Consider the following 21,098-nt stretch of genomic DNA (forward strand, 5'->3'; position numbering starts at 1 on the left):
AGAACTCATTAGCCTACAGCGCATTTATTTTAAAAGTAAAAAAATAATATATCGAATAGTAAAAGTGAAAAATATAAATCTGTTTACCCCTTTATCTATTCAGAAACTTAAATAAAATCATAAAATCATGCAGGGAATAGAACCGAAACTTCACATGAACCTGACCAGCCGTATTGAATATTACCGTCTGCTGATAGAAGCTGCAGAAGATCCTGAAAGTCACCCTTCGGATGTAACCAAACAAATTTCAGAACTGGGGAATCTGTACGAAGACTACCTGCTGAATAAAAAGAATCTCGAAAACAGCATCAAAAACTACCGGGAATACCATAATGATTTGAGAAAGAAACTGATATCAAGGCTTCGGGAATTGAGGAGAAAGGCAAGACAGAAATAATGTCTGGAATATACTTTATCGGTTGGTTTTAGGATGAAATTCATACCTTTATGACATCAAGCTGAAGGATGAAGGGATTATGAATTTAAATCAAACAGAACTTTCCGGTTATTTACAGATATTTTGGCAGTTTTCCTGGCCGGAGTGGATCATATTCAGTCTGGTTATTAATGTCTTTCTGTATCTGTTTTCTACAGGTTTATATATTTTCATTGAAAAGACCTGCCGTAAAACTCAGTTACAGGAAAAGAATCACCCTGTTACCAGATCCGATTTTTACCTCAGCCTGATGACCGTCTTATGTAACAGCTTGGTGATGCTGCTGGGAGCTTTCTTATGGAAAAACGGATGGATTACGCCTGGAGAAAATAAATCAATAGCCGGAATATTGGCGGAAGTTGCAGCCTTGCTTTTTTTAATGGATTTTTTGATGTATCTGTTCCATTTTGCAGCTCATTTACCGTTCTTCTATAAAATCCTGCATGGGAAACATCATGAACACGTAAGCACCAATTTGTTGAGCCTTTTTGTGCTACATCCTTTTGAAACCATAGGATTTGGACTGATGATGCTGGCTTTGCTCATCAGCTATGATTTTTCTGTTATTTCCATTTCAATCTATCTTCTGCTTAACCTGATCTGGGGAACAATAGGACATCTGAACCGGGAATTTTTTCCGGCTTCTTTTGACCGTTTTTTCGTGGGAACAACGAGGTTTCATAATCAGCATCATCTGGATGAAAGTAAAAACTTCGGATTTTATACTTCTATCTGGGACCGTTTATTTGGAACCTATAAATAAAAAGCTTCGTATTACAGCTTTATATGATTCAGCATTTTACCTAACAGGTAATTAAAGCTTTCCAGTTCTTTAGAAGTGAATATAGCAGCCGCCTGACGGGTAATATTTTTACGGAAAGTTTCCGAATTTTCTACAATAAATCTTCCTTTATCCGTTACCGAAAGGTTGAATTTCCTATGATCTGATTCCTCCTGCTTCCGGATAATCAGGTCATGACTGCTCAGAAATTTTAACTGTTTTGAGATGGCCGCCTGGCTGATGTTAAATGCTGTTGATATTTCTCTTCCCGTTGCAGTTTCTTTCCTCATGATAAATTCAATGATATTATAATGGGCTGCGGTTACCCCGTTAATATCACCCCGGTTCATATGGGCAAGTATGAGGCATTGAAAATCAGTGAATGTGTTAAAAAACTCTTTTTCAATTGGTTTCATGAGAAATATACTTAACTTAGTTAATTATTAACAAAGTTAAGCATTTTAAAAATGGAAAATATAGAAATTACCAATGCCCGGCAAAATAATCTCAAAAATATTTCCATAAAAGTTCCAAAATATAAGATTGTAGTTTTTACGGGCGTATCAGGATCCGGGAAATCTTCATTGGTTTTTGAAACCATTGGAGCCGAAGCGCAACGGCAAATTAATGAGACCCAGAACAGTTTTATCCGGAACCGTCTGCAGCATTACGGATTGCCGGATGTAGATAAAATTGAAAATCTGAATGTTCCAATCATCATCAATCAAAAGCGGCTGGGAGGAAATGCAAGGTCTACGGTGGGAACAGCAGCAGATGTGTCTGCTTCCCTGAGATTGTTGTTTTCGAGAATGGGAGAGCCGTTCGTAGGATATTCCAATGTATTCTCATTTAACCATCCACAGGGAATGTGCCCTGAATGTGAGGGGCTGGGCTTTGTTCAGACCCTGGACGTAAATGCTTTAATAGATCGTGAAAAATCTCTGCATGAAGGAGCTGTCCGGTTCCCGACTTTTCAGCCGGGAGGATGGCGCTTAACAAGATATACACTGTCCGGTTATTTCGATAATGATAAAAAGCTTAAAGATTTTACCGCTAAAGAATGGGAGACTTTGCTTTATGCCCCGGAACATAAACCCCGGCATCCGCACAAAGACTGGGGGAAAACTGTAAAATACGAAGGAATTGTTCCAAGGATTGAAAATGCATTTCTCAAAAAAGATTCTAAAGAAAATATTACCAGAAAAGATGCCCTGAAGCATATTGTTATCACAAAAACCTGTCCGTCATGCCAGGGAAAACGACTGAATGAAAAGATATTATCCTGCAAGATCAAAGGAAAAAATATAGCAGACTGCATGGCATTATCCGTAGATGAACTGCTGGAATTCATCACGTCTTTGGATTCAAAGGCATATGAAGTTGTCCTAAAGGAAGTTGCAGCAAAACTGCAGAATATCATTACCATCGGGCTGCAGTACCTGACGCTTGACAGAAATACCGGCACACTTTCCGGAGGCGAATCCCAGCGTATAAAAATGGTGCGGAGCCTGGGAAACAGCCTTATAGATCTGTTGTACATTTTTGATGAACCCAGTATCGGCCTTCATCCGAAAGACCTGCAGAACATTATAACCATTATACAGCAGATCAGGGATAAGGGAAATTCTGTCTTAATTGTAGAGCATGATCCGGATCTGATCAAAATGGCAGATCATATTATTGATATAGGTCCCGGTTCCGGAAGAAAAGGAGGAGAAGTGGTATTTGAAGGGGCATTTAAAAACTTAAAAACTTCTGCTGGTAAAACAGGATCTTATTTTGCCAGGAAACCATCTGTAAAACAAAAATTCAGGAAACCTTCAGGACATCTGGAGATTAAAAATGCCAGTCTGTACAATCTTAAAAATGTAACCGTCAATATTCCGACCGGAGTCATGACGGTAGTAACCGGAGTGGCAGGATCAGGAAAAAGTACCCTGATTAACCGTATTTTACCGGATCTTTACCCGGATGTCACTATTATAGATCAATCGCTGTTTACCGCCAGTGCCCGTTCCAATCTGCTTACTTATCTGGGAATATCAGATATGGTGCGTAAGCTTTTTGCCCAGTCTAATCGTGTTTCAGACAAGCTGTTCAGCAGAAACAGTGAAGGAGCCTGTAAAAACTGTAAAGGATTGGGAATAGAAAGGATTGATCTTGCTTTTATGGATGATATTGAACAGCCCTGCGAGGTCTGCGGAGGCTCGGGATTTGATCCTGATGTGCTGCAGTATCCCTACAATGGAAAAACAATTGCGGAAGTCATGAATATGACGGTTTCAGAGGCAGGTTCTTTTTTTGAAGAAGAAACTTTTCTCAAAAACTTTAATCTGCTGATCCGGTTAGGACTCGATTACCTGACATTAGGACAAAGACTGGACAGCTTTTCCGGAGGGGAAAGACAGCGCCTGAAGCTGACAAGAGAATTGAAAAATACCAATCAGGTTATTATTCTGGATGAACCGAGTACAGGACTGCATCCAAGTGATACCCAAAAATTGCTGACTTTTTTTAACAGCCTTGTAGATCAGAATAACACCCTGATTGTTATAGAACACAACCTTGATATTATTGCCCAGGCAGACTGGATTATAGACATAGGGCCCGGCGCAGGGAAATTCGGCGGTAAAATATTGTTTGAAGGAACCCCGCTGGAGCTTTTAAAAAATAAAGTATCCTTCACCGCAGAGTTTCTGAGGAAACATGTACAGTAAGAAAAGTAGTTAAAAACGCAAAGATAAAAAGTTAAGCTTTTTTATTTCTAAGTTAGCAAAGATTTGCAGCAAGCTGCTTGAAAAGCTCATGGATAAAATTTAGCTTCATCGGTTGATTGCAAATCAACTCTTTCTTAGCAACCTTAAAATATTATCCAATTTAAAATAACCTTTGCGCTGAAAAACTTTTAAGATTAACCATTGAGAAGAATGAAAAAAGTGAAAGTAATAAGATGGGCTTTACTTTGACTTTTTTTAAAACGCAAAGATAAAAAGTTAAGCTTTCTTATTTCTAAGTTAGCAAAGATTTGCAGCAAGCTGCTTGAAAAGCTCATGGATAAAAATTTAGCTTCATCGGTTGATTGCAAATCAACTCTTTCTTAGCTTTCTTAAAATATTACGAAATTTAAAATAACCTTGCGTTGAAGAATTTTTAAGATTATAACCATTGAGAAGAATGAAAAAAGTGAAAGTAATAAGATGGGCTTTACTTTGACTTTTTTTAAAACGCAAAGATAAAAAGTTAAGCTTTCTTATTTCTAAGTTAGCAAAGATTTGCAGCAAGCTGCTTGAAAAGCTCATGGATAAAAATTTAGCTTCATCGGTTGATTGCAAATCAACTCTTTCTTAGCTTTCTTAAAATATTACGAAATTTAAAATAACCTTGCGTTGAAGAATTTTTAAGATTATAACCATTGAGAAGAATGAAAAAAGTGAAAGTAATAAGATTGGCTTTACTTTGATGGATTTTTTTTAAAACGCAAAGATAAAAAGTTAAGCTTTCTTATTTCTAAGTTAGCAAAGATTTGCAGCAAGCTGCTTGAAAAGTTCATGGAAAAAAAATTAGCTTCATCGGTTGATTGCAAATCAACTCTTTCTTAGCAACCTTAAAATATTATCCAATTTAAAATAACCTTTGCGTTGAAAAACTTTTAAGATTATAACCATAAGAAGAATGAAAAAAGTGAAAGTAATAAGATGGGCTTTACTTTGATGATTTTTTTTAAAACGCAAAGATAAAAGTTAAGCTTTCTTATTTCTAAGTTAGCAAAGATTTGCAGCAAGCTGCTTGAAAAGCTTATGGATAAAAATTTAGCTTCATCGGTTGATTGCAAATCAACTCTTTCTTAGCTTTCTTAAAATATTACGAAATTTAAAATAACCTTGCGTTGAAGAATTTTTAAGATTATAAACCATTAAGAAGAATGAAGAGTATTAAGTTGAACTTCACTTATGAGATTGCTTCACCTATGGTTCGCAATGACAATACAGTTCAACTTAAACTCTTAAAATCTTGTCAGCCTAATGGTTTCAAGATTATTTTTATTTGCCGGACTTCACAGCTGAATTAATTGCTTTTTCAATTATTCTCCAATCATAAAGGTGGAATACTCTGCCATTGCTCATGGCAACGAAAACGCCTTTCGGAAATTTCGGGCCTAAGTTAATATTCGTTACCTCAGAACCATCGCTTTCAAGGGTTGAGACAGGAATTTCTGCAATTCTTCCTTTGGTCTGATCTTCTCTTAAATACACATTGAAGGTGTCATTCTGCTGATTCGAAACCAAGATATATCCCTTTCCTTCCGAAGTGGGATAGATCGAAATTCCTTCCACATCAGATTTAAAATCCCCTTTTCCGAAAACAGAAAGCTCAGCATTTCCTTTTTCCGGATCTGCATAATATTTGTGCACCCCGAATTGTTCGTCCGAATAATAGATATAGCCCATTTCATCATCTACAGCAATACTTTCAATCTCTTTCAGACCGCTGTATTTTCCGAATTTACGGATAACTTCTCCTGTGATAGTGCCGTTTTTTTCGGTCAGCTTATACTGCCAGAGATAGCCGTCAGCCGGACCGGATTTTCTTCCGGTAATTACAAATATTTCTTCCGTCTGCGGATTCTTATATAGAGAAATTCCCATCGGGCCGCGTTCTGATTCTCCCTCAAACACAGAGATTTCTCCGGCTTCTTTCAAATCAGGAAGCGTATATAATTTTACCTTGTTGGTTTCTCTTTCAGTTACCGCCGCAATATCCGTTTTCTTCCCGTTTAATGTAAAACCATATTCGATATCTACGTTATTGGGACGCTTCAATCCTAAAACCTTATTGATGATTTTTCCGTTAAGATCAAAGGCGTACAAACCTCCATCCGTATCTTTATCTGTGCCGATGATGATACTTTTTGAAGCATCCTGAGCATTGATCCATATGGCAGGATCATCTGTATCATGAACCACTGTTTCTGTGATAACAGTAGGTTTTAATTTTTCTATGGCTTCTTTCTGCCCTTTACAGCTGATCACAAAAGGAAGAACTGAAAGTGCCAGTATATAATGTATGTTTTTCATGTTTATTTTAAAAGTCAAATTTCACCCCCACTGTAAACCTGGGTCTGTAATATTCAGCCTGAGCGGTTCTGCTTTGGATTCCCTGGTAATATCTTAACGGCTGATTGGTCAGATTATTGGCTTCTGCAAAAACCCTGAGCTGGCTGGTAATTTTGTAAGAAGCATTGGCATCAAGGAAAAACTGTTTGTCGTAATAACGGTCATCAAAAGCCTTGCCACCAAGCTCATCAATATAATGAGAAGCGTAATTCATAGAAATTCTGGCTGAAAAACGCTTGTTTTCCCACGAAAGAGATCCGTTGAACATATGAGGCGCTGCTCCGGGAAGCCCTACATCTGTTCTTTCCACACCATCTTCATTGGTAATTCCTTTTGCTTTTGAATGGGTATAAGTATAGTTGACATACACTCCAAGTCCCTTCCAGAAGGCTCCCGGAATGAAATCCAGCTGTCTCTGTAAGGCGACTTCAAAACCATAAATATCTACGTTGTCACCATTACGCTGCTGGGTAAATTTCCAGTTGCTTTCACCGGCAGGAATAGGGTTGGTTTGTCCTGCAAAATCATTGGCAAAGTCATTTGCGGTATAATTCCTTCTGGAATAGGTATAAATAAAGTCATTCAGATTCTTATAGAAAACACCTCCGGAAAGAATTCCTACAGATTTGAAGTATTTTTCCGCCATGAAATCAAAATTATAGGCATATGTAGCTTTCAGATTCGGATTTCCGGCGGCAACGATCTCATCTTCCGAAATAACGTTGAGATAAGGAACCAGCGAGTAATAATTCGGGCGGGCAAGAGCTGTAGTAAATGCTGCACGCAACACAAGATCCTGTACCGGAACATATTTAAAGGAAATATTCGGAAGTACGTTCGTATAGGTATTGGTATTATTAATTTGTCCTACCAGCTCCTTTTCGTTCATTACATAGTTTCCTGTGTAATCAATTTGTGTGGTCTCTATACGGGCTCCCACGATCATGGATAATTTGTCATTGAAATCCTGGTCCCAACGGATGTATCCCGCATAAATCTGCTCCTTTGCATTATAATTGCTTGAAAGATATTTCTCAGGTTTCAGCTTACCGTTGAACAGATTTGGATTAAATAAATCCAGGCTGCCGAGATAAGCCGGATCAACAAATGTTCCCGGAACATAATTTCCGGCCTGGAAGTTATCACCGTTGAGATTGATGGTTGGAACAGACAAAAGACTTCCCATATTATTGACAGGAGTAAAAGCATAGAAATCATTCTCCCTTTCCTTTTTCTTCAGACGCATACGGAAACCGGTACGGAGACGTCCTTTCTGGCCATCAATTACGGAAAACGGAAAACGTACATTCACTTTTGCTCCCAGTTCTTTTTCCTGGGTAAAGCTATTGGCATCCGAAAGATCACTCAGTTTATAACTGCCCAGATTATCTGCGGCAAGAAGATTGATCACCGGTTTTTCAGGGTTACCAAGATCTGAGGAGAAGTTCATCTTGCTGTTTTCAAACTCAATATAACGCTGGTGAGGCTTGTCTTCACTTGCTATTGCATAGTTTACAGACCAGTCAAGATCTACTTTAGAACCTAATAAATGTTCTCCTCTTAAGGCATAGTTCTGAACTCTTTGTTTTTCCAGACGGGTGTTGTCATTATCCGCATCACCCCCTTTATTCTGCCTTGTGATACTTCCTTTCCAGTCTGTAATTTCTGTTTCATCAGCATTGTAGACGGGCTTTATTTTATATCCCAATGCGAGCCTGGTCTCCTTATCATTTCTGAAATTATACATTGCAGAAGCGTAGATCTTGTTTTTTGAATTGAATTCATAATCCATATTAAGATCAAAACTGTGCCTGATACGGTGTTCATTATAATAACGTACGCCCATTTTGCTCACATAAACAGTCTGTGCAGGATCGTTGGCCTGGCTCCATACAGGTTCTATATTATCCGAACCAAAATTGTTGTTATTGTATGAAAAGCTGAATACGGCGCCTAATTTTTTGTCTAAAAACCGGTTTCCATAGACGAATCCTGCCGTATAATTTCCTTTTTCACGGATCGGGTTATATCCTCCGGCAAGGGTTGCTGACATTCTCTGTCCGTTCGGGGAGGCTCTGGTGATCAGGTTTACAGAACCGCCAATAGCATCGGCATCCATATCCGGAGTCAGGGTTTTATTAACCTCTATGGTAGAAATCATATCAGAAGGAATCAGGTCCATCTGGACATTACGGTTGTCGCCCTCAGCGGAAGGAATTCTGTCCCCATTCAGGGTAACTGAGTTCAGGTTTGGCGCAAGCCCCCTGATGATAAGGTTTCTCGCTTCCCCCTGATCATTCTGTATGGTAACTCCCGGAACCCGTTTCAGGGCATCCCCGATATTGGCATCAGGAAAACGTCCGATCTGATCGGAAGATATCACATTCGTAATATTGGCGTTATTTTTTTGCTTGTTTAGAGCTCTGGCCTGATTTTTCAGAGTAGCTCCCGAGACAACAATGGCTGCAATAGATGTTTCTTTTTTGTCGAAAATTATATTCTGGCGGGTATTTTTCTCAGGCTCAACAGCTACGCTGTATTCATGAGTGCCATAGCCGATATAATCGATCTTCATGGTATAATTTCCCGGTGGAACATTCAGGAATACAAAATTTCCGTGTTCATCAGAAGTCGTATAGATATTTCCCGGGCTTAGAGAAATCCTGGCTCCCGGCAGGGCTATTTTTGAATCGTCGTTGATGTTTCCGGAAAGAGAACCGGTTTGTGCATAGAAAAAAACAGAGGCACAAAATAAAACTGTTGTAAAAATTTTCTTCACTTTTCCTTTTTTAGCTAAAAATTGAAACAAAATTAAACGACTGTTTGGAAAAAGAGTTAAAGAGAAGATTAAGGTTTTCTTAAGAATTGTTAATATGACTTTATTAAGATAAAAGATAAAAGATAAAAGATAAAAGATGTTGTTATTAAAATTCAACAGGAGCTGGCTGTCGCCAAAACGTAAAATTTCAATTAATGTAACGTGCTCAATAAATCATGCACGATAATTTTAGATTTTTCGATCAATTCATTGGATCTGTAAAGCTGGCTGGTGAGTATTGAGCTTTCAAAAAGAAGATAGATATGGGCTGAGATCATATCATTTTGAATATCTTCTTTGAAACACTCCCTCAGCTTATTTTTATGATCACGGATGACCTGATGAATTTTTTCCTTACCGGCAGGAATTTCGGATAAAATATTCAGAAAGCTGCATCCTCTGAAGTCTTCTCTTTTATTTATATCAATCAGGAAATCAAAAGATTTCAGGATTTTTTCCGATACTGTTTCTGCTGAGGATGTGAATTTTTCAAGCTCAGATGCCCAGTAATCATATCTTTTATTGAGGAATTCAATACAAAGGTCATCTTTAGATCTGAAATGCTGGTAAAAACTGGCTTTTGAGACGTCAGCTTCCTCAATAATCTGATTGATACCCGTATTGTTGTAACCTTGCCTATGGAAGAGAACCATGGCAGTGCTTACAATTCTTTCGCGAGGTTTGGGCATGATATAAGATTTTTACAAATTTAAATAAAATATGAACAGACTGGTATGTGCTGGTTTTTTAAACAAACCCTTTTGCGTAATAAAGCTGAATAGCAAAGAAGAGTACTGTAAAAAACCATACAACGTAAGGATGATAGCTGAAATTATTCTTCAGAATATAATGCAATGCTTTGAAAAGCTTAAAGACACCAATAATTCCAACAATAATAAAAATAAGAAGGATCAGGAAAAACACATAGTCTCGTGTTCCATATTCACTCACCTTGTCAAGGTGGTCCATATAAGATTCCACATTCAGAGTCTGGCCTAAAAACATAGCCGAACTGACTAATATAAAAAATGGAGTAGACGTATACACCGTAGTATAAATGAAAGAAAAAAGCAATGTCCGGAATGTGATGCTATTTATCTTTTCTTTTTTGTACCATAATAAAGCGACACTGAAGACCACTGCGGTGATATTATTCATCAAAAATATAAACAGGGCCTTTTCTACCATGCTTAATCCCTTGATCTTTGAAATAATGTTGTGCTCGCCGCCATAATCCATTAAAAGGACAGAGACAATAACGGAGGTATAAACGGAAAGCTTAATAGGGGAAAGGTAGTCATGAAAACGCTCAGCTTCTTCTTTTTCCATCTCATGTACAGAAAGATCATAACAGCGCCGGGGATCCTGAAACAACTTAAAAATGGTAACCGGAACCAGCAAAATTTCAATAATAATCTGCAGGCACAGCTTTTCAAAACTATCTATCAACTTTTCAAACATATACACATGTATTAAGGGAACGTCTTATGCAATTTAATTAATTTTTTGAGTTACATGGTAAAGATGAATAAAAAAAGAGTGGATGATTCTGGTTAAATCATCCACCCGTTCATTATCTAAAAAGATTTTTCTTATTATTTTGGAAGTCCTTTTTTTAAAGCGATATTGGCGTTTTCTACAGCCTTTCTTTCTTTCCAGTCCATATACCTTTTTTTGTACCGCCCTTTCATGAAATTATCAAAATTACGCTGAATCGCAAGATTCCAGAGAGAATGTGCTTTTACAGCCCAGCTTTTATCCCATGCACGCAGGGAAATAGAGAAAGATCCATCCAGATACTTCATCCAGTGCCACCAGCCTGTCGGCATAAATAAGGTATCTCCGTGTTCCAGGAAGCATTCGATTCCTTCAATACCATCCAGGGCCGGGAATTTTTCAAAATCAGGATTGGCAATATCATAATCTTCCAGTGCATAGGTAGCATAAGGAAGCTTATAAAGGCGTGTTTTCCATTTGTATTCAAACAAAAGCACATGCTTTCTTCCATTGAAATGCGTATGAAAAATATGCGGCATATCAATATCATAGTGAAGGAAAGTTACGGAACCTTTACCTCCAAAAAACATACTTGGATATTTATCTAAAAATCCGCCCATCAGATTCTTTGGCGGAACATAGTCGTCCAATAATTTGGGGGCAAATTTTATAGGATCAAAGAAAAAGATTCTGAGGTCTGTAGGTTCCTTTTGAATAAGATCAACATACTCGCTGAAAGGCATTTTTGTTGTAGGAGTATTAATAGGAGCTGCGGGATCTGCTTTGGAACTGTCATAAAGGGGAACTATAACGTCGCCAACTACCTCTTTCATATAGTCCATCGTCCATTTTTGATAAGCAGGCCACTTTCTTGCCATATTTTTGATTACCACTGGCTTACATGGTTTTAGATATTTTTCACGGAATTCTTCTTGTGAAATGTCATCTACAATATCAATTGGTTTAAGGATTATTCCCATTCGTTCAAATTATTAAGCTAAAGTATTAAATATTTACGAAAATAAAATGGAAAGAATTAAAATTATTTGGAATTAATATAAATAAATAATAAAAAGCATATTCAGACTCCTGTTTTTAGAGTTATTATAATGACTTTTTCTTACAACCTCCAGTTTTTACACTGTAAAAAGATGTTTGTGAAATACAATAATTGTATGTATAATTGTTCTTTTAAAAACAACCATGAGACGTATTTCGACTATTATTCTCTCGCTTATATTTACAAGTGCTTTTTCACAGAAATCAACTAAAATTTTTACCTCAGATATTGATAACTTCTGGACAGCCTATGACAGCATTCAAAAGACAAAAGAGTATTCTCAAAAACTGGATATTCTCAAAACACTTTATACCGATAAAGCAACCCAGGGTTTAAAAGCTTTTATGAATGCCAGAGACTATGATGATACTGTGTTTGTAAATAATATAGAAAAGTATCCTAAGTTCTGGAATTCGGTCAGGCCGAACACCCTCACGATAAAGACTAAAATTAAAGAGCTGGAAGCCAGTGTTGTCAGGCTTAAGGAAATCTATCCTGAACTTAAAGAAGCAGAAATGTATTTTACCATTGGAGGCCTCAATTCCGGAGGAACAGTGAAGGGAGATATGGTGCTGGTAGGGGCTGAATTGGCTACCGGACTTCCGTCTACCGATATATCAGAATTCAAAGATGATTGGTTGAAAAGTGTTTTTGCAAAGCAGTCTCTGGATCATATTGTTTCTTTGAATATCCATGAATATATCCATACGCAGCAGACCGGAGACCGCGGCAGGGTTTTAAGCCAATCTATAAAAGAAGGATCGTGCGACTTTATTGCCGAGCTGGTCATGAATAAGCCTTTGGAAAGAAAATATTTCTCTTATGGAAAAGCTCATGAAGCTGAAATTAAAGCGTTGTTTAAAAAAGAAATGTTTACCGGAAATTTTACAAACTGGCTGTATAATGGAAGACAGAAAGGAGAAAGTACAGACTTAGGATATTATGTAGGATATGAAATCTGTAAATCATATTACCGGAATGCAAAAGATAAAAAACAGGCGATTAAAGATATCATCGGACTGAACTACGATCATGATAAAGCTGTTGAAGATTTCCTGACCCAGTCCAGGTTTTTCGAAGAAAAAACAAGTGATCTGATGAAGGAATATCGTAAGATGTCGCCCGAGGTTGTAAAAACAGATCCGGCAAACGGATCTCTAAATGTAAACCCTGATACAAAAGAAATACGAATTACTTTTTCAAAAGAAATGGAGCCCGGATATTATTCTTTCAACCTTTCCGATAAAGGAAAAGAATATATGCCGATCACCAAAGTTATAGGGATGGAAAATAATAACAAAACTTTGATTCTGGGGGTAGATCTTAAACCCAACAAAGAATATGAATTTGTACTTACTGATAAAGGTTTCAGATCCAAAGAAGGCTATTCTCTGAAAAATGAGACATTTCTTGTAAAATTTAAAACGGGGAATAAATAGGTTGATTATAGATGAACAATAATCAGCTTCAGCTATACAGCTTCAATGATTGTTATCATATCCTTTTTAAGATAGGAAGAAAACTCGGCATGATCTAAATAAGGATGTTGGTCAAAAAATTAAGAATATTGGAATCAACATTAATCTGTTGCATTTGATACGATTCTATGATTGGTCTTATGGAGTAATTTCTGGTTTTTTTTGGAAAAATGAGTATATTCGGCTTCATAAAAATAGTAATATGCAAGTATATGAAGGGATTTCTGTGGGGTTGTATCTGTTATTAATGATAGGTATAGGCATATATTCTTATAGAAAATCAACAAGTAATTCGGAAGAATTTTTAATTGGCGGACGAAAAATGGGAGCTGCTGTTACAGCATTGTCTGCCGGGGCTGCTGATATGAGCGGCTGGCTTTTAATGGGCGTACCCGGTGCGATGTATTTATCCGGAATTTCCAGCTCCTGGATTGCGATAGGTTTAACGATTGGAGCCTATCTTAATTACATAATTGTAGCGCCAAGACTCAGAATTTATACCGAGGTAGCTCAGAACGCCATTACACTGCCCGTATTTTTTGAAAACAGGTTTAAAAATAAAAACCAGCTGCTGAAGATCACTTCCTCTGTTTTTATTCTGGTATTTTTTACATTGTACACCTCAGCAGGAATGGTTTCCGGAGGAAAATTGTTTGAATCAGCCTTCGGTATGGATTATACTCTGGGGCTGTTGCTCACCAGCCTGGTTGTCGTATTGTACACTTTTTTAGGAGGCTTTCTGGCGGTAAGCCTTACCGATTTTGTGCAGGGCACCATCATGGTGCTGGCATTGGTCATAGTACCTATTGTTGCGATTACCCAGATCGGAAGCGTGGAAGAGACATTTTCTCTGATTGAAGCAAAAGACCCTAAGTATCTGGACCTGTTCAGAGGAACAACAACGGTAAGTATTGTTTCTTTACTGGCGTGGGGGCTCGGGTATTGTGGCCAGCCGCATATCCTGGTACGTTTTATGGCGATTGATAAGCCAAAAGATCTGATTAAGGCAAGACGAATCGGAATTACATGGATGATCTTTACAGTTGCAGGAGCCCTGGCCATAGGAATGGTGGGAATTGCTTATCTGCAAAAATTCGATCTTGATACAATGATGAAGTTTGACGCCTCAAAGACAGAAGCGGAAACTATTTTCATCTATTTCTCCCGGATATTATTTCATCCGTTTATTGCAGGGTTTTTACTTACGGCAATTCTGGCAGCGGTAATGAGTACTATTTCGTCCCAGCTTCTGGTGACTTCAAGCTCATTGACAGAAGATATTTATAAAGCTTTTCTGAATAAAAAGGCAACTTCCGGGCAATTACTTATGGCGAGCAGACTTTCTGTCTTATTTGTAGCTGTAATTGCGGTACTATTATCATTGAATCCTCAGGATAGTATTCTTAATCTCGTAGGAAATGCCTGGGCTGGTTTTGGTGCTGCTTTCGGACCGCTGATCCTGTTGTCTCTTTTATGGAAAAAAACAACATGGCAGGGAGGTTTTGCCGGAATGATGGCCGGAGGAATTACTGTATTGGCATGGGTGTATCTTCAGCATCCCCTGAAAGACTGGTACGAGATCATCCCAGGATTTACACTTTCTTTATTAACCAACGTGATTGTTTCATTATCAACATACAAGCCTGATCCGGTTATTGAAAATGAATTTAATGAAGTCAAAAGGATCATGCAGGAATAAAATAGACATTGTGAATAAATACTTTTAAATCTAGAAGAAGTTTTCAAATTTAATACTCTTTAACAATCTGTATTAAAGATGTTTTACGATTTTTTACTACTTTGCAGTTTCAAACTAATAACTTATTTATTATGAAAAATCTAAAGAAAATCGCGAGACAAAATTTAAAATCAATCACAGGAGGCCGTCCGGCAGCAGAAAGTGAGTGTATAGCATGTGGCTGCGCTACAACATTATGTTACTACAAAAACGGCAACGGCGGCGGTGGCGGCTGTGCTGATATCAGATGTGCATAATCATTTTATGATAAAGAAACCTTCCGTAACATGGAAGGTTTTGTTTTTTTTATACTAAAGCTTTGTTTCAGTTTCTCTTTTTTAATATGCAAAATAATAAGACCCAATTGGGCCTGTGATGGCTGTCACTATGTTATAGTGTTCAAGCCAGAACCGCAGAATAATCAGACTATATTCACTACTGCATAAGCTTTTTTCATAACTTCACTTCAAATTTTTAGAATAAATGAAGCTGAAATTAGGCATATTAGACCAGTCACCTGCTGTAATGGGCAGCAATGCGGCATCTGCCCTGGCAAACAGTCTTACTCTTGCGGCATTGGCTGAAGAAACAGGATTTCACAGCCTTATGTATTCCGAACACCATGGAGTGGAAGCTTATGCCAGCTCGAGTCCTGAACTTTTAGCGGCAATTGTCCTCAGTAAAACAGAACGGATCAAAGTGGGAACGGCCGGTATCATGATGAGAAATTATTCTGCCTATAAAATTGCGGAATGGACCAAAATGCTGTCCACCTTATATCCCGGACGCTTTATTCTCGGACTGGGAAAAGCTCCCGGAGGATTAAAAGATGCTGTAATGGCATTGAATAATCATAAGCCGGTAATTTTATCCAATATGGAAACAAAGCTGGAGGAAATCATTCAATTCATTACAGACCGAGAGGGTATGTATGGTAGACTTATTGCACAGCCAACTCATGTAGAGCATATTCCCGAAATCATGTGGCTGGGTTCAGGATTGACGTCTGCCACAGAAGCCGCAAAGCACGGAGTCGGATATTCTTTTGCCGCTTTTATGAACAGCGGGAATGGAAGCGAAAATACGGATGCCTATCTCAGAGAATTCGATAGGGCACAGTATTTTCACCAGCCGTCTTTGCAGGTTGCAGTGGCTGTATCGGTAGCAGACAAAATTGAAGAAGCCAGACGGAATGCCTACGGAATGGCCTATCAGTTTTTACAGTCCCGGCAATTGGCAAGCCCCAATGCTGTGCTCTCTTCTGAAGCTGTGGAGCAGAAGGTTTTGGGAACAAAAGATGAAGAGGAGTTCTTTACTGTTTTAGACAGGATTATTGTAGAAACACCACAATCGGTTGGCGAGAGATTACAAGAAGTATCAGAAAAATACAATACGGATGATCTCCTCATATTATGCAATATGCACCGGGAAGAAGATCGTATCAGCACCTATAAAAACATCATTAGAAATAACAGATAAACTCCACAGTATGAATTTCGGTTATGCTATGAAGTTTATTTATAATATAATTCAAATCTATGAAGCAGAATATTCAGCATTCATTATTTATCAATTATTATTTATAATATGAAAAATCTTCCTTTTGAAAAAGAACTGATCGAAATGGCGGGCAAAGACCTGTCTGTCAGAGAAAAACTGCTTAAGGCAGGTGAATTAGCCGGAACTTATCATCCCGAAATGGAAAATGTTCATAAGGCCAATGCAAAACGGCTCCGTGAAATTATAGCAGGAATTGGTTACCCTACGCCCTCAAAAGTAGGCGAAAAAGCAAGTGATGCTGCATGGCTGATTATTCAGCACGCTATCGGTGAGCCCGAATTTATGAAAGCATGCTATGCCTTGATGGAAGAGAACAGCAATGATATCAACCCTATACATCAAGCTTATTTATATGACCGTATTCAGGTTTTTCAGAGCAAACCTCAGAAATATGGGACACAGTGGACCGCCGAAGGAACAATTTATCCCGTAGAAAGTAAAGAAAATTTAAACAAAGCACGTGAAATCGTAAATCTGCCGGCACTTTCCGAGACAGAAATCAACAAAATTCCGGAAGCTGAAGACATTCCGGAAATTGATAACAAAGATATTGGATATATGGTCTGGCGAAAAAAAACAGGCTGGATTTAAAAATGTTGAATAAGGAAGAGGATTTTTACTTAAGCTGTAATATAACAACTTCCAGCCCTGTTTTCTATCTTTCAACGTCCTTGTACGCCTTTTTAAACTTCACGAATCCCAATACGGGTTATTTTTACTTATCCAGCAGAGGTCTGGGATCAAACAGGACTTTTAAAGTTTGGATCTTTCCACCTTGTATATGATACCACCCTGAAGATTCTATTGTTTTTTCTCCCATATCGATATTATACCAGAAACATACATCTTCACCGGACGTAAAAGTCCTGAGAATTTCATACTTAAACTTCATCTTCTTCATATCCTGGATATAAACAGAAGCTCCTTCTCTCTTTCCCAGTACTCCGATAAATTTAAAATCAGGATCAAGACAGCTTTCTGCCTTGTCAAAGTTTTCTTCATTCAGGTATTGAATAAACTGTTCTGCAGTGTTTTGAATTGTATTGTCCATAATGTTGTTTTTTATTGTTGAATACAAAATTAACGGATTACCGAATGTTCTACTTGTGACTATAATCACAAAATGGATGTATGTTTTTTTAATTTATTTTAAAACAGGAATTCTTCCTTTTGCATAAGCAATCTGGTCTTTTTCCTTCTCCTGGTCCGGACTGTTTTTAAGATACATCTGATAGTATAAGACCGCATTTTTGGGCTGTTTCAGATTGAGATCATAAAGAAGACCTAAGCGGTAATAAATAATAGTGCTGGTTCCAAAAGTCAATCCTCTTTTATAAGCGGCTACAGCTTCATTATACTGGTTTTTAGCTTCGTAAATACCTGCCAGTGCCGCATAGTAGAGCGTGGTATGCTTTGAAACAGCTTCATCAATAGTTTTTTGTGCATAGATGGCAGCATTGTTGTAATCTTTCAGTTCGCGATAGCTCAGTGCCATATAATATAATGTGCCTTCATTTTGTACTCCCATGTCTTCCAGTATTTTGTAAAGCATAATGCATTTCTGATAATCCTTTACATAAAAATATGCCTGCCCCATGTCATTCATTACATTGACATCAGCATGGTTTTTGAGGAGCTTTTCACCAATTTCAATCACTTCCTGATATTTGGCTAACTGATTGGCTGCCGGTAGTAATGCCTGTTGTAAAGTAAAGTTTTCAGTATCAGCAGCGATAGCAGTTTTCAAAACATCATAAGCCGGCTGGTATTGTCTGAGACCGATGTAAGTTGCCGAGAGATCATAAGCCACATCAGGATCGGTAGCGTTAAGAATATTGGCCTTTTTGAGATACCTGAGCTTAATCTCAGGCGTATCAGCATAGGCAGCCAGCTGTTTATAAGCGCTGAAATTAAGGCTGTCAAGCTGGATGATCTGCTGAAGATAAGCTTTGGCATCAGAAACATTTCCCCGTCTGGAATTAATACCGGCCAAACTGAACAGAGTAGGCAGGTTGTTCGGTTGAATCTTATTGATTTTCTGATAATTTTTCTCTGCGTCCGGCAGTTTACCGGCCATCATGTTGCAATAGGCAATCTGCGAAAGAACTTTTACATCCTGAGTATCCCCGGGATATATACTCTGCAGATAGCTGGCAGCATCAGCATAATGTTGTGTTTCATAATATTCAAGAAGTTTTTCAGCATCAATTTTTGCAGATTGAGCCGCGATATTATTAAAGGCTGATAGAATAATACACAGACAGATTCCTGTTTTCATCATGGTTATTTTTTAACTAAAATATTGGTTATTTATTAAGCTTCCAAATTTCAGAATCACTTATTGGGGATTTTTTAATTTTACAAATGAGTTCTGTTAACCCCAAAAATCTTAATTATTATATTTTTTGTATTAATAAGCATTGCCGGGAAAAGGTTTTTTCTGGAAATATTTAACTCCGTATATAAAAAATACAGATTTATGAATTTTATGCATATAAAGAACAGAATAGGAGTGTAAAATTATAGTATACACGGTTAATGGCTGAATAATTTTCAATCGATTGAGGTTAATTTGTATATTAGCCCATTCAAAAAATAATAATGGCCAGACCTCTTATCATTCCTTTTTTACTGTTTTTAAACAGTGCATATGCACAGTCCGATTCAGAGCTTAAACCGGGAGATACCCTGAAATATTTACCACAGTCTCACAAACCCTCATGGATTTCAGTACAGTCCGGTGATGCCAATCTGGGAATTGCTTTATTCATGGATGGGAAAAAAATAAAAGAACAGGATGATTCCAGAGGAATAAAAAGTATGGAGCGCCTGTACTTTACTCCTGAAAAAGGAAAAAAATATGAACTGAAGATCTGGGCGAAATCTTATCTTGAAAAAAGTAAAACAGCCAAAATCTCTATTACTGAATCCAAAAACGTATCTGTTCTGAATGGTCAGTTCACTCCGGATCAGTTTGTAGAAGATCTCAGAACATTCCGTTCTATCCGGGAAAAAGCAAATTCCGGACTCTATGTGTATAGGAGCAGAAAACAAATAGACAGCATTTACCAGCAGGCAGAAGAAGAAGCCGGAAACAGTAAAACTATTTTTGATTTCTATAAAATCATTGCTAAACTTACAGGATTTGAAGGAAGCTGTCATAATTATACAGATTTACCCAATCATGCCTCGTATTATCTCACTCAGAAACCTGAATATTTACCCATCACCCTAAAGAATATTGATGGACGCCTGCTTCAGGATTCAAAAGACACAGCCGTACCTCTTGGTGCCGAAATTCTTTCCATCAACGGAGTTCCGACAAAGGAGATGATCAGCCGTTTTTCCCAATACTATTTTTCTGACGGATATTCTATGCCTTACAAGGAAACGACAGGCTTTGAAAGAGGAATGCTGGATAAATTCTATATGGAGTTCGGAACCCACAAAAAGTATGTCATCAGCTATCAATGGAATGGAGCTGTAAAGGAAATTTCCCTGCCTGGAATACCCCTGGAAAACTTCAAAAAACTTCAGGATACAAGATACTCTCTTGCTTTTGACAAAAAGCTGATGTCTGAAAAATATAGTTTTAGCAAAGAAGGAGAAGGCATTTACAGATTGTCTTTGAGAGGATTTGACTTTGCAACCGGAAAAGAAGATCCCGCCTATAAAAAGTTCAGTGCTTTTCTGGATCAGATGATGGATACCCTTGAACGGGAGAAAATAGAAAATTTGATTATAGACCTCCGAGGAAATACCGGAGGTACAGGAGCTCTCTATGAAAAAGTATTTTCCTATCTTACACAAAGGCCTTTCCGTGACAGTCATTATGCTTATACTCAATTCAATGAAGTTCCGATGGAAGAAAAACTGGTCATTACACCTCTTTTTCTTTCCAATGGAGTACAGGACAAACGTGGGCTGAATGCTTACCTGAAACAGCTTTACCCAAAAGATATCCAGGGAAAATATTATTGGGCAGATGACAAAAACCCATCTGTCCTGCCCAATGACAGAACTTTTAAAGGGCAGCTTTACCTGCTCGTAGATCAAAGGGTAGCTTCGGCAGCTTCACATCTGGCTTCCCTGATTAAATCTTATACCAATGCTGTGGTAATTGGAAAAGAAACTGTAGGAGGTTATTACGAACATAACGGCCATCTTCCGCTGGTGTATGAACTTCCCAATACCGGGATCCAGACAGGATTTTCTATTGTTCATGTAATTCAGGATGCGCAGAACCTTCCGGATCAGAAAAGAGGTCAAGGAATCATTCCTCACATTACCATACAGCAGACTGATCAGGAATTTCTGGATCAGACCGACGTTTACATGAAAAAAGTATCTGAACTTAGAAAACAATAAAAAGATTTTTAGGATTTAAATGTAAATATAAGCCAGCTGTTATAACAGCTGGCTTATATTGTTAAAAGTTGTATGAATTTTAATGTATTTCTATTTAAGGTGATAAATTATATGGTTTCATGTATTAAAAAATGTTAAATATATGATTGATATAGAAGTATTTGTTTGTTTTTTTTAATCATTGGTTTTGGAATTATTGATGAAAAGTCGTAGAACTACTACAAAATTTCAGATTAAGTATAGAAAAT

General features: G+C 37.7%; 17 protein-coding genes. 9 read left to right on the top strand and 8 right to left on the bottom strand.

The genetic code is table 11. The features are described from left to right. The first annotated feature begins 127 nt into the window (after positions 1–127). On the top strand, positions 128–397 hold the full coding sequence (locus ACP3T3_RS01795) for a hypothetical protein (RefSeq protein WP_426478227.1): 270 nt from the start codon (positions 128–130) through the stop codon (positions 395–397). Between the two features lie 79 nt (positions 398–476). Next, positions 477–1,199 carry a sterol desaturase family protein gene (locus ACP3T3_RS01800; RefSeq protein ID WP_426478228.1) on the top strand — a complete coding sequence of 241 codons (723 nt, stop codon included), beginning with the start codon at positions 477–479 and terminating at the stop codon, positions 1,197–1,199. An 11-nt stretch (positions 1,200–1,210) separates the two neighbouring features. On the opposite strand, the gene ACP3T3_RS01805 is transcribed toward ACP3T3_RS01800, so the two are convergent. Continuing rightward, positions 1,211–1,633, bottom strand: coding sequence for a MarR family winged helix-turn-helix transcriptional regulator (locus ACP3T3_RS01805; protein ID WP_426478229.1), 423 nt, complete (start codon positions 1,631–1,633; stop codon positions 1,211–1,213). A 51-nt stretch (positions 1,634–1,684) separates the two neighbouring features. Here ACP3T3_RS01805 and ACP3T3_RS01810 point away from each other — a divergent pair, with 51 nt between their 5' ends. Continuing rightward, entirely contained in the window at positions 1,685–3,934 is a 2,250-nt protein-coding gene (locus tag ACP3T3_RS01810) for an ATP-binding cassette domain-containing protein (RefSeq protein ID WP_426478230.1), read from the top strand. Between the two features lie 1,323 nt (positions 3,935–5,257). On the opposite strand, the gene ACP3T3_RS01815 is transcribed toward ACP3T3_RS01810, so the two are convergent. The 5 genes from ACP3T3_RS01815 to ACP3T3_RS01835 form a co-directional block, all read right to left on the bottom strand. Then, positions 5,258–6,292, bottom strand: coding sequence for a phytase (locus ACP3T3_RS01815; RefSeq protein ID WP_426478231.1), 1,035 nt, complete (start codon positions 6,290–6,292; stop codon positions 5,258–5,260). A gap of 7 nt (positions 6,293–6,299) precedes the next feature. Next, complete coding sequence (locus ACP3T3_RS01820) at positions 6,300–9,110, bottom strand: TonB-dependent receptor (protein WP_426478232.1); 2,811 nt, start codon at positions 9,108–9,110, stop codon at positions 6,300–6,302. A 191-nt stretch (positions 9,111–9,301) separates the two neighbouring features. Beyond that, positions 9,302–9,838, bottom strand: a complete 537-nt coding sequence (locus ACP3T3_RS01825) for a TetR/AcrR family transcriptional regulator (RefSeq protein ID WP_426478233.1) — start codon at positions 9,836–9,838, stop codon at positions 9,302–9,304. 58 nt (positions 9,839–9,896) lie between these two features. Next, on the bottom strand, positions 9,897–10,610 hold the full coding sequence (locus ACP3T3_RS01830) for a hypothetical protein (RefSeq protein ID WP_426478234.1): 714 nt from the start codon (positions 10,608–10,610) through the stop codon (positions 9,897–9,899). 134 nt (positions 10,611–10,744) lie between these two features. Then, complete coding sequence (locus ACP3T3_RS01835; RefSeq protein ID WP_426478235.1) at positions 10,745–11,626, bottom strand: cupin-like domain-containing protein; 882 nt, start codon at positions 11,624–11,626, stop codon at positions 10,745–10,747. Between the two features lie 223 nt (positions 11,627–11,849). Between ACP3T3_RS01835 and ACP3T3_RS01840 the strand changes: the two genes are divergently transcribed. The 5 genes from ACP3T3_RS01840 (at position 11,850) to ACP3T3_RS01860 (ending at position 17,073) form a co-directional block, all read left to right on the top strand. Further along, positions 11,850–13,145, top strand: a complete 1,296-nt coding sequence (locus ACP3T3_RS01840) for an Ig-like domain-containing protein (RefSeq protein ID WP_426478236.1) — start codon at positions 11,850–11,852, stop codon at positions 13,143–13,145. A 241-nt stretch (positions 13,146–13,386) separates the two neighbouring features. Then, complete coding sequence (gene putP / locus ACP3T3_RS01845) at positions 13,387–14,883, top strand: sodium/proline symporter PutP (protein ID WP_426478237.1); 1,497 nt, start codon at positions 13,387–13,389, stop codon at positions 14,881–14,883. Positions 14,884–15,014: 131 nt separating this feature from the next. Continuing rightward, entirely contained in the window at positions 15,015–15,179 is a 165-nt protein-coding gene (locus ACP3T3_RS01850) for a bacteriocin-like protein (RefSeq protein ID WP_426478238.1), read from the top strand. Positions 15,180–15,405: 226 nt separating this feature from the next. Continuing rightward, positions 15,406–16,401, top strand: a complete 996-nt coding sequence (locus ACP3T3_RS01855) for an MsnO8 family LLM class oxidoreductase (protein ID WP_426478239.1) — start codon at positions 15,406–15,408, stop codon at positions 16,399–16,401. A gap of 108 nt (positions 16,402–16,509) precedes the next feature. Beyond that, positions 16,510–17,073, top strand: a complete 564-nt coding sequence (locus ACP3T3_RS01860; RefSeq protein WP_426478240.1) for a DUF6624 domain-containing protein — start codon at positions 16,510–16,512, stop codon at positions 17,071–17,073. A gap of 124 nt (positions 17,074–17,197) precedes the next feature. Here ACP3T3_RS01860 and ACP3T3_RS01865 read toward each other — a convergent pair whose 3' ends face one another. Together ACP3T3_RS01865 and ACP3T3_RS01870 are read right to left on the bottom strand one after the other, a co-directional pair. Next, positions 17,198–17,533, bottom strand: coding sequence for a nuclear transport factor 2 family protein (locus ACP3T3_RS01865; protein WP_426478241.1), 336 nt, complete (start codon positions 17,531–17,533; stop codon positions 17,198–17,200). 93 nt (positions 17,534–17,626) lie between these two features. Further along, on the bottom strand, positions 17,627–18,763 hold the full coding sequence (locus ACP3T3_RS01870) for a tetratricopeptide repeat protein (protein WP_426478242.1): 1,137 nt from the start codon (positions 18,761–18,763) through the stop codon (positions 17,627–17,629). A 320-nt stretch (positions 18,764–19,083) separates the two neighbouring features. On the opposite strand from ACP3T3_RS01870, the gene ACP3T3_RS01875 reads away from it, so the two are divergent. Then, positions 19,084–20,850: a S41 family peptidase gene (locus ACP3T3_RS01875; protein ID WP_426478243.1), complete on the top strand. Its 1,767-nt coding sequence runs from the start codon at positions 19,084–19,086 to the stop codon at positions 20,848–20,850. The last annotated feature ends 248 nt before the right edge of the window (positions 20,851–21,098 follow it).

This window comes from Chryseobacterium sp. CBSDS_008, from assembly GCF_049959325.1.
Lineage (GTDB): Bacteria > Bacteroidota > Bacteroidia > Flavobacteriales > Weeksellaceae > Chryseobacterium.

Coding starts and splice junctions, on each gene's coding strand:
- ACP3T3_RS01865 (WP_426478241.1), bottom strand. CDS start 17,533: ATGGACAATACAATTCAAAACACTGCAGAACAGTTTATTCAATACCTG.
- ACP3T3_RS01800 (WP_426478228.1), top strand. CDS start 477: ATGAATTTAAATCAAACAGAACTTTCCGGTTATTTACAGATATTTTGG.
- ACP3T3_RS01850 (WP_426478238.1), top strand. CDS start 15,015: ATGAAAAATCTAAAGAAAATCGCGAGACAAAATTTAAAATCAATCACA.
- ACP3T3_RS01815 (WP_426478231.1), bottom strand. CDS start 6,292: ATGAAAAACATACATTATATACTGGCACTTTCAGTTCTTCCTTTTGTG.
- ACP3T3_RS01805 (WP_426478229.1), bottom strand. CDS start 1,633: ATGAAACCAATTGAAAAAGAGTTTTTTAACACATTCACTGATTTTCAA.
- ACP3T3_RS01830 (WP_426478234.1), bottom strand. CDS start 10,610: ATGTTTGAAAAGTTGATAGATAGTTTTGAAAAGCTGTGCCTGCAGATT.
- ACP3T3_RS01855 (WP_426478239.1), top strand. CDS start 15,406: ATGAAGCTGAAATTAGGCATATTAGACCAGTCACCTGCTGTAATGGGC.
- putP (WP_426478237.1), top strand. CDS start 13,387: ATGCAAGTATATGAAGGGATTTCTGTGGGGTTGTATCTGTTATTAATG.
- ACP3T3_RS01835 (WP_426478235.1), bottom strand. CDS start 11,626: ATGGGAATAATCCTTAAACCAATTGATATTGTAGATGACATTTCACAA.
- ACP3T3_RS01875 (WP_426478243.1), top strand. CDS start 19,084: ATGGCCAGACCTCTTATCATTCCTTTTTTACTGTTTTTAAACAGTGCA.
- ACP3T3_RS01795 (WP_426478227.1), top strand. CDS start 128: ATGCAGGGAATAGAACCGAAACTTCACATGAACCTGACCAGCCGTATT.
- ACP3T3_RS01810 (WP_426478230.1), top strand. CDS start 1,685: ATGGAAAATATAGAAATTACCAATGCCCGGCAAAATAATCTCAAAAAT.
- ACP3T3_RS01825 (WP_426478233.1), bottom strand. CDS start 9,838: ATGCCCAAACCTCGCGAAAGAATTGTAAGCACTGCCATGGTTCTCTTC.
- ACP3T3_RS01870 (WP_426478242.1), bottom strand. CDS start 18,763: ATGATGAAAACAGGAATCTGTCTGTGTATTATTCTATCAGCCTTTAAT.
- ACP3T3_RS01860 (WP_426478240.1), top strand. CDS start 16,510: ATGAAAAATCTTCCTTTTGAAAAAGAACTGATCGAAATGGCGGGCAAA.
- ACP3T3_RS01840 (WP_426478236.1), top strand. CDS start 11,850: ATGAGACGTATTTCGACTATTATTCTCTCGCTTATATTTACAAGTGCT.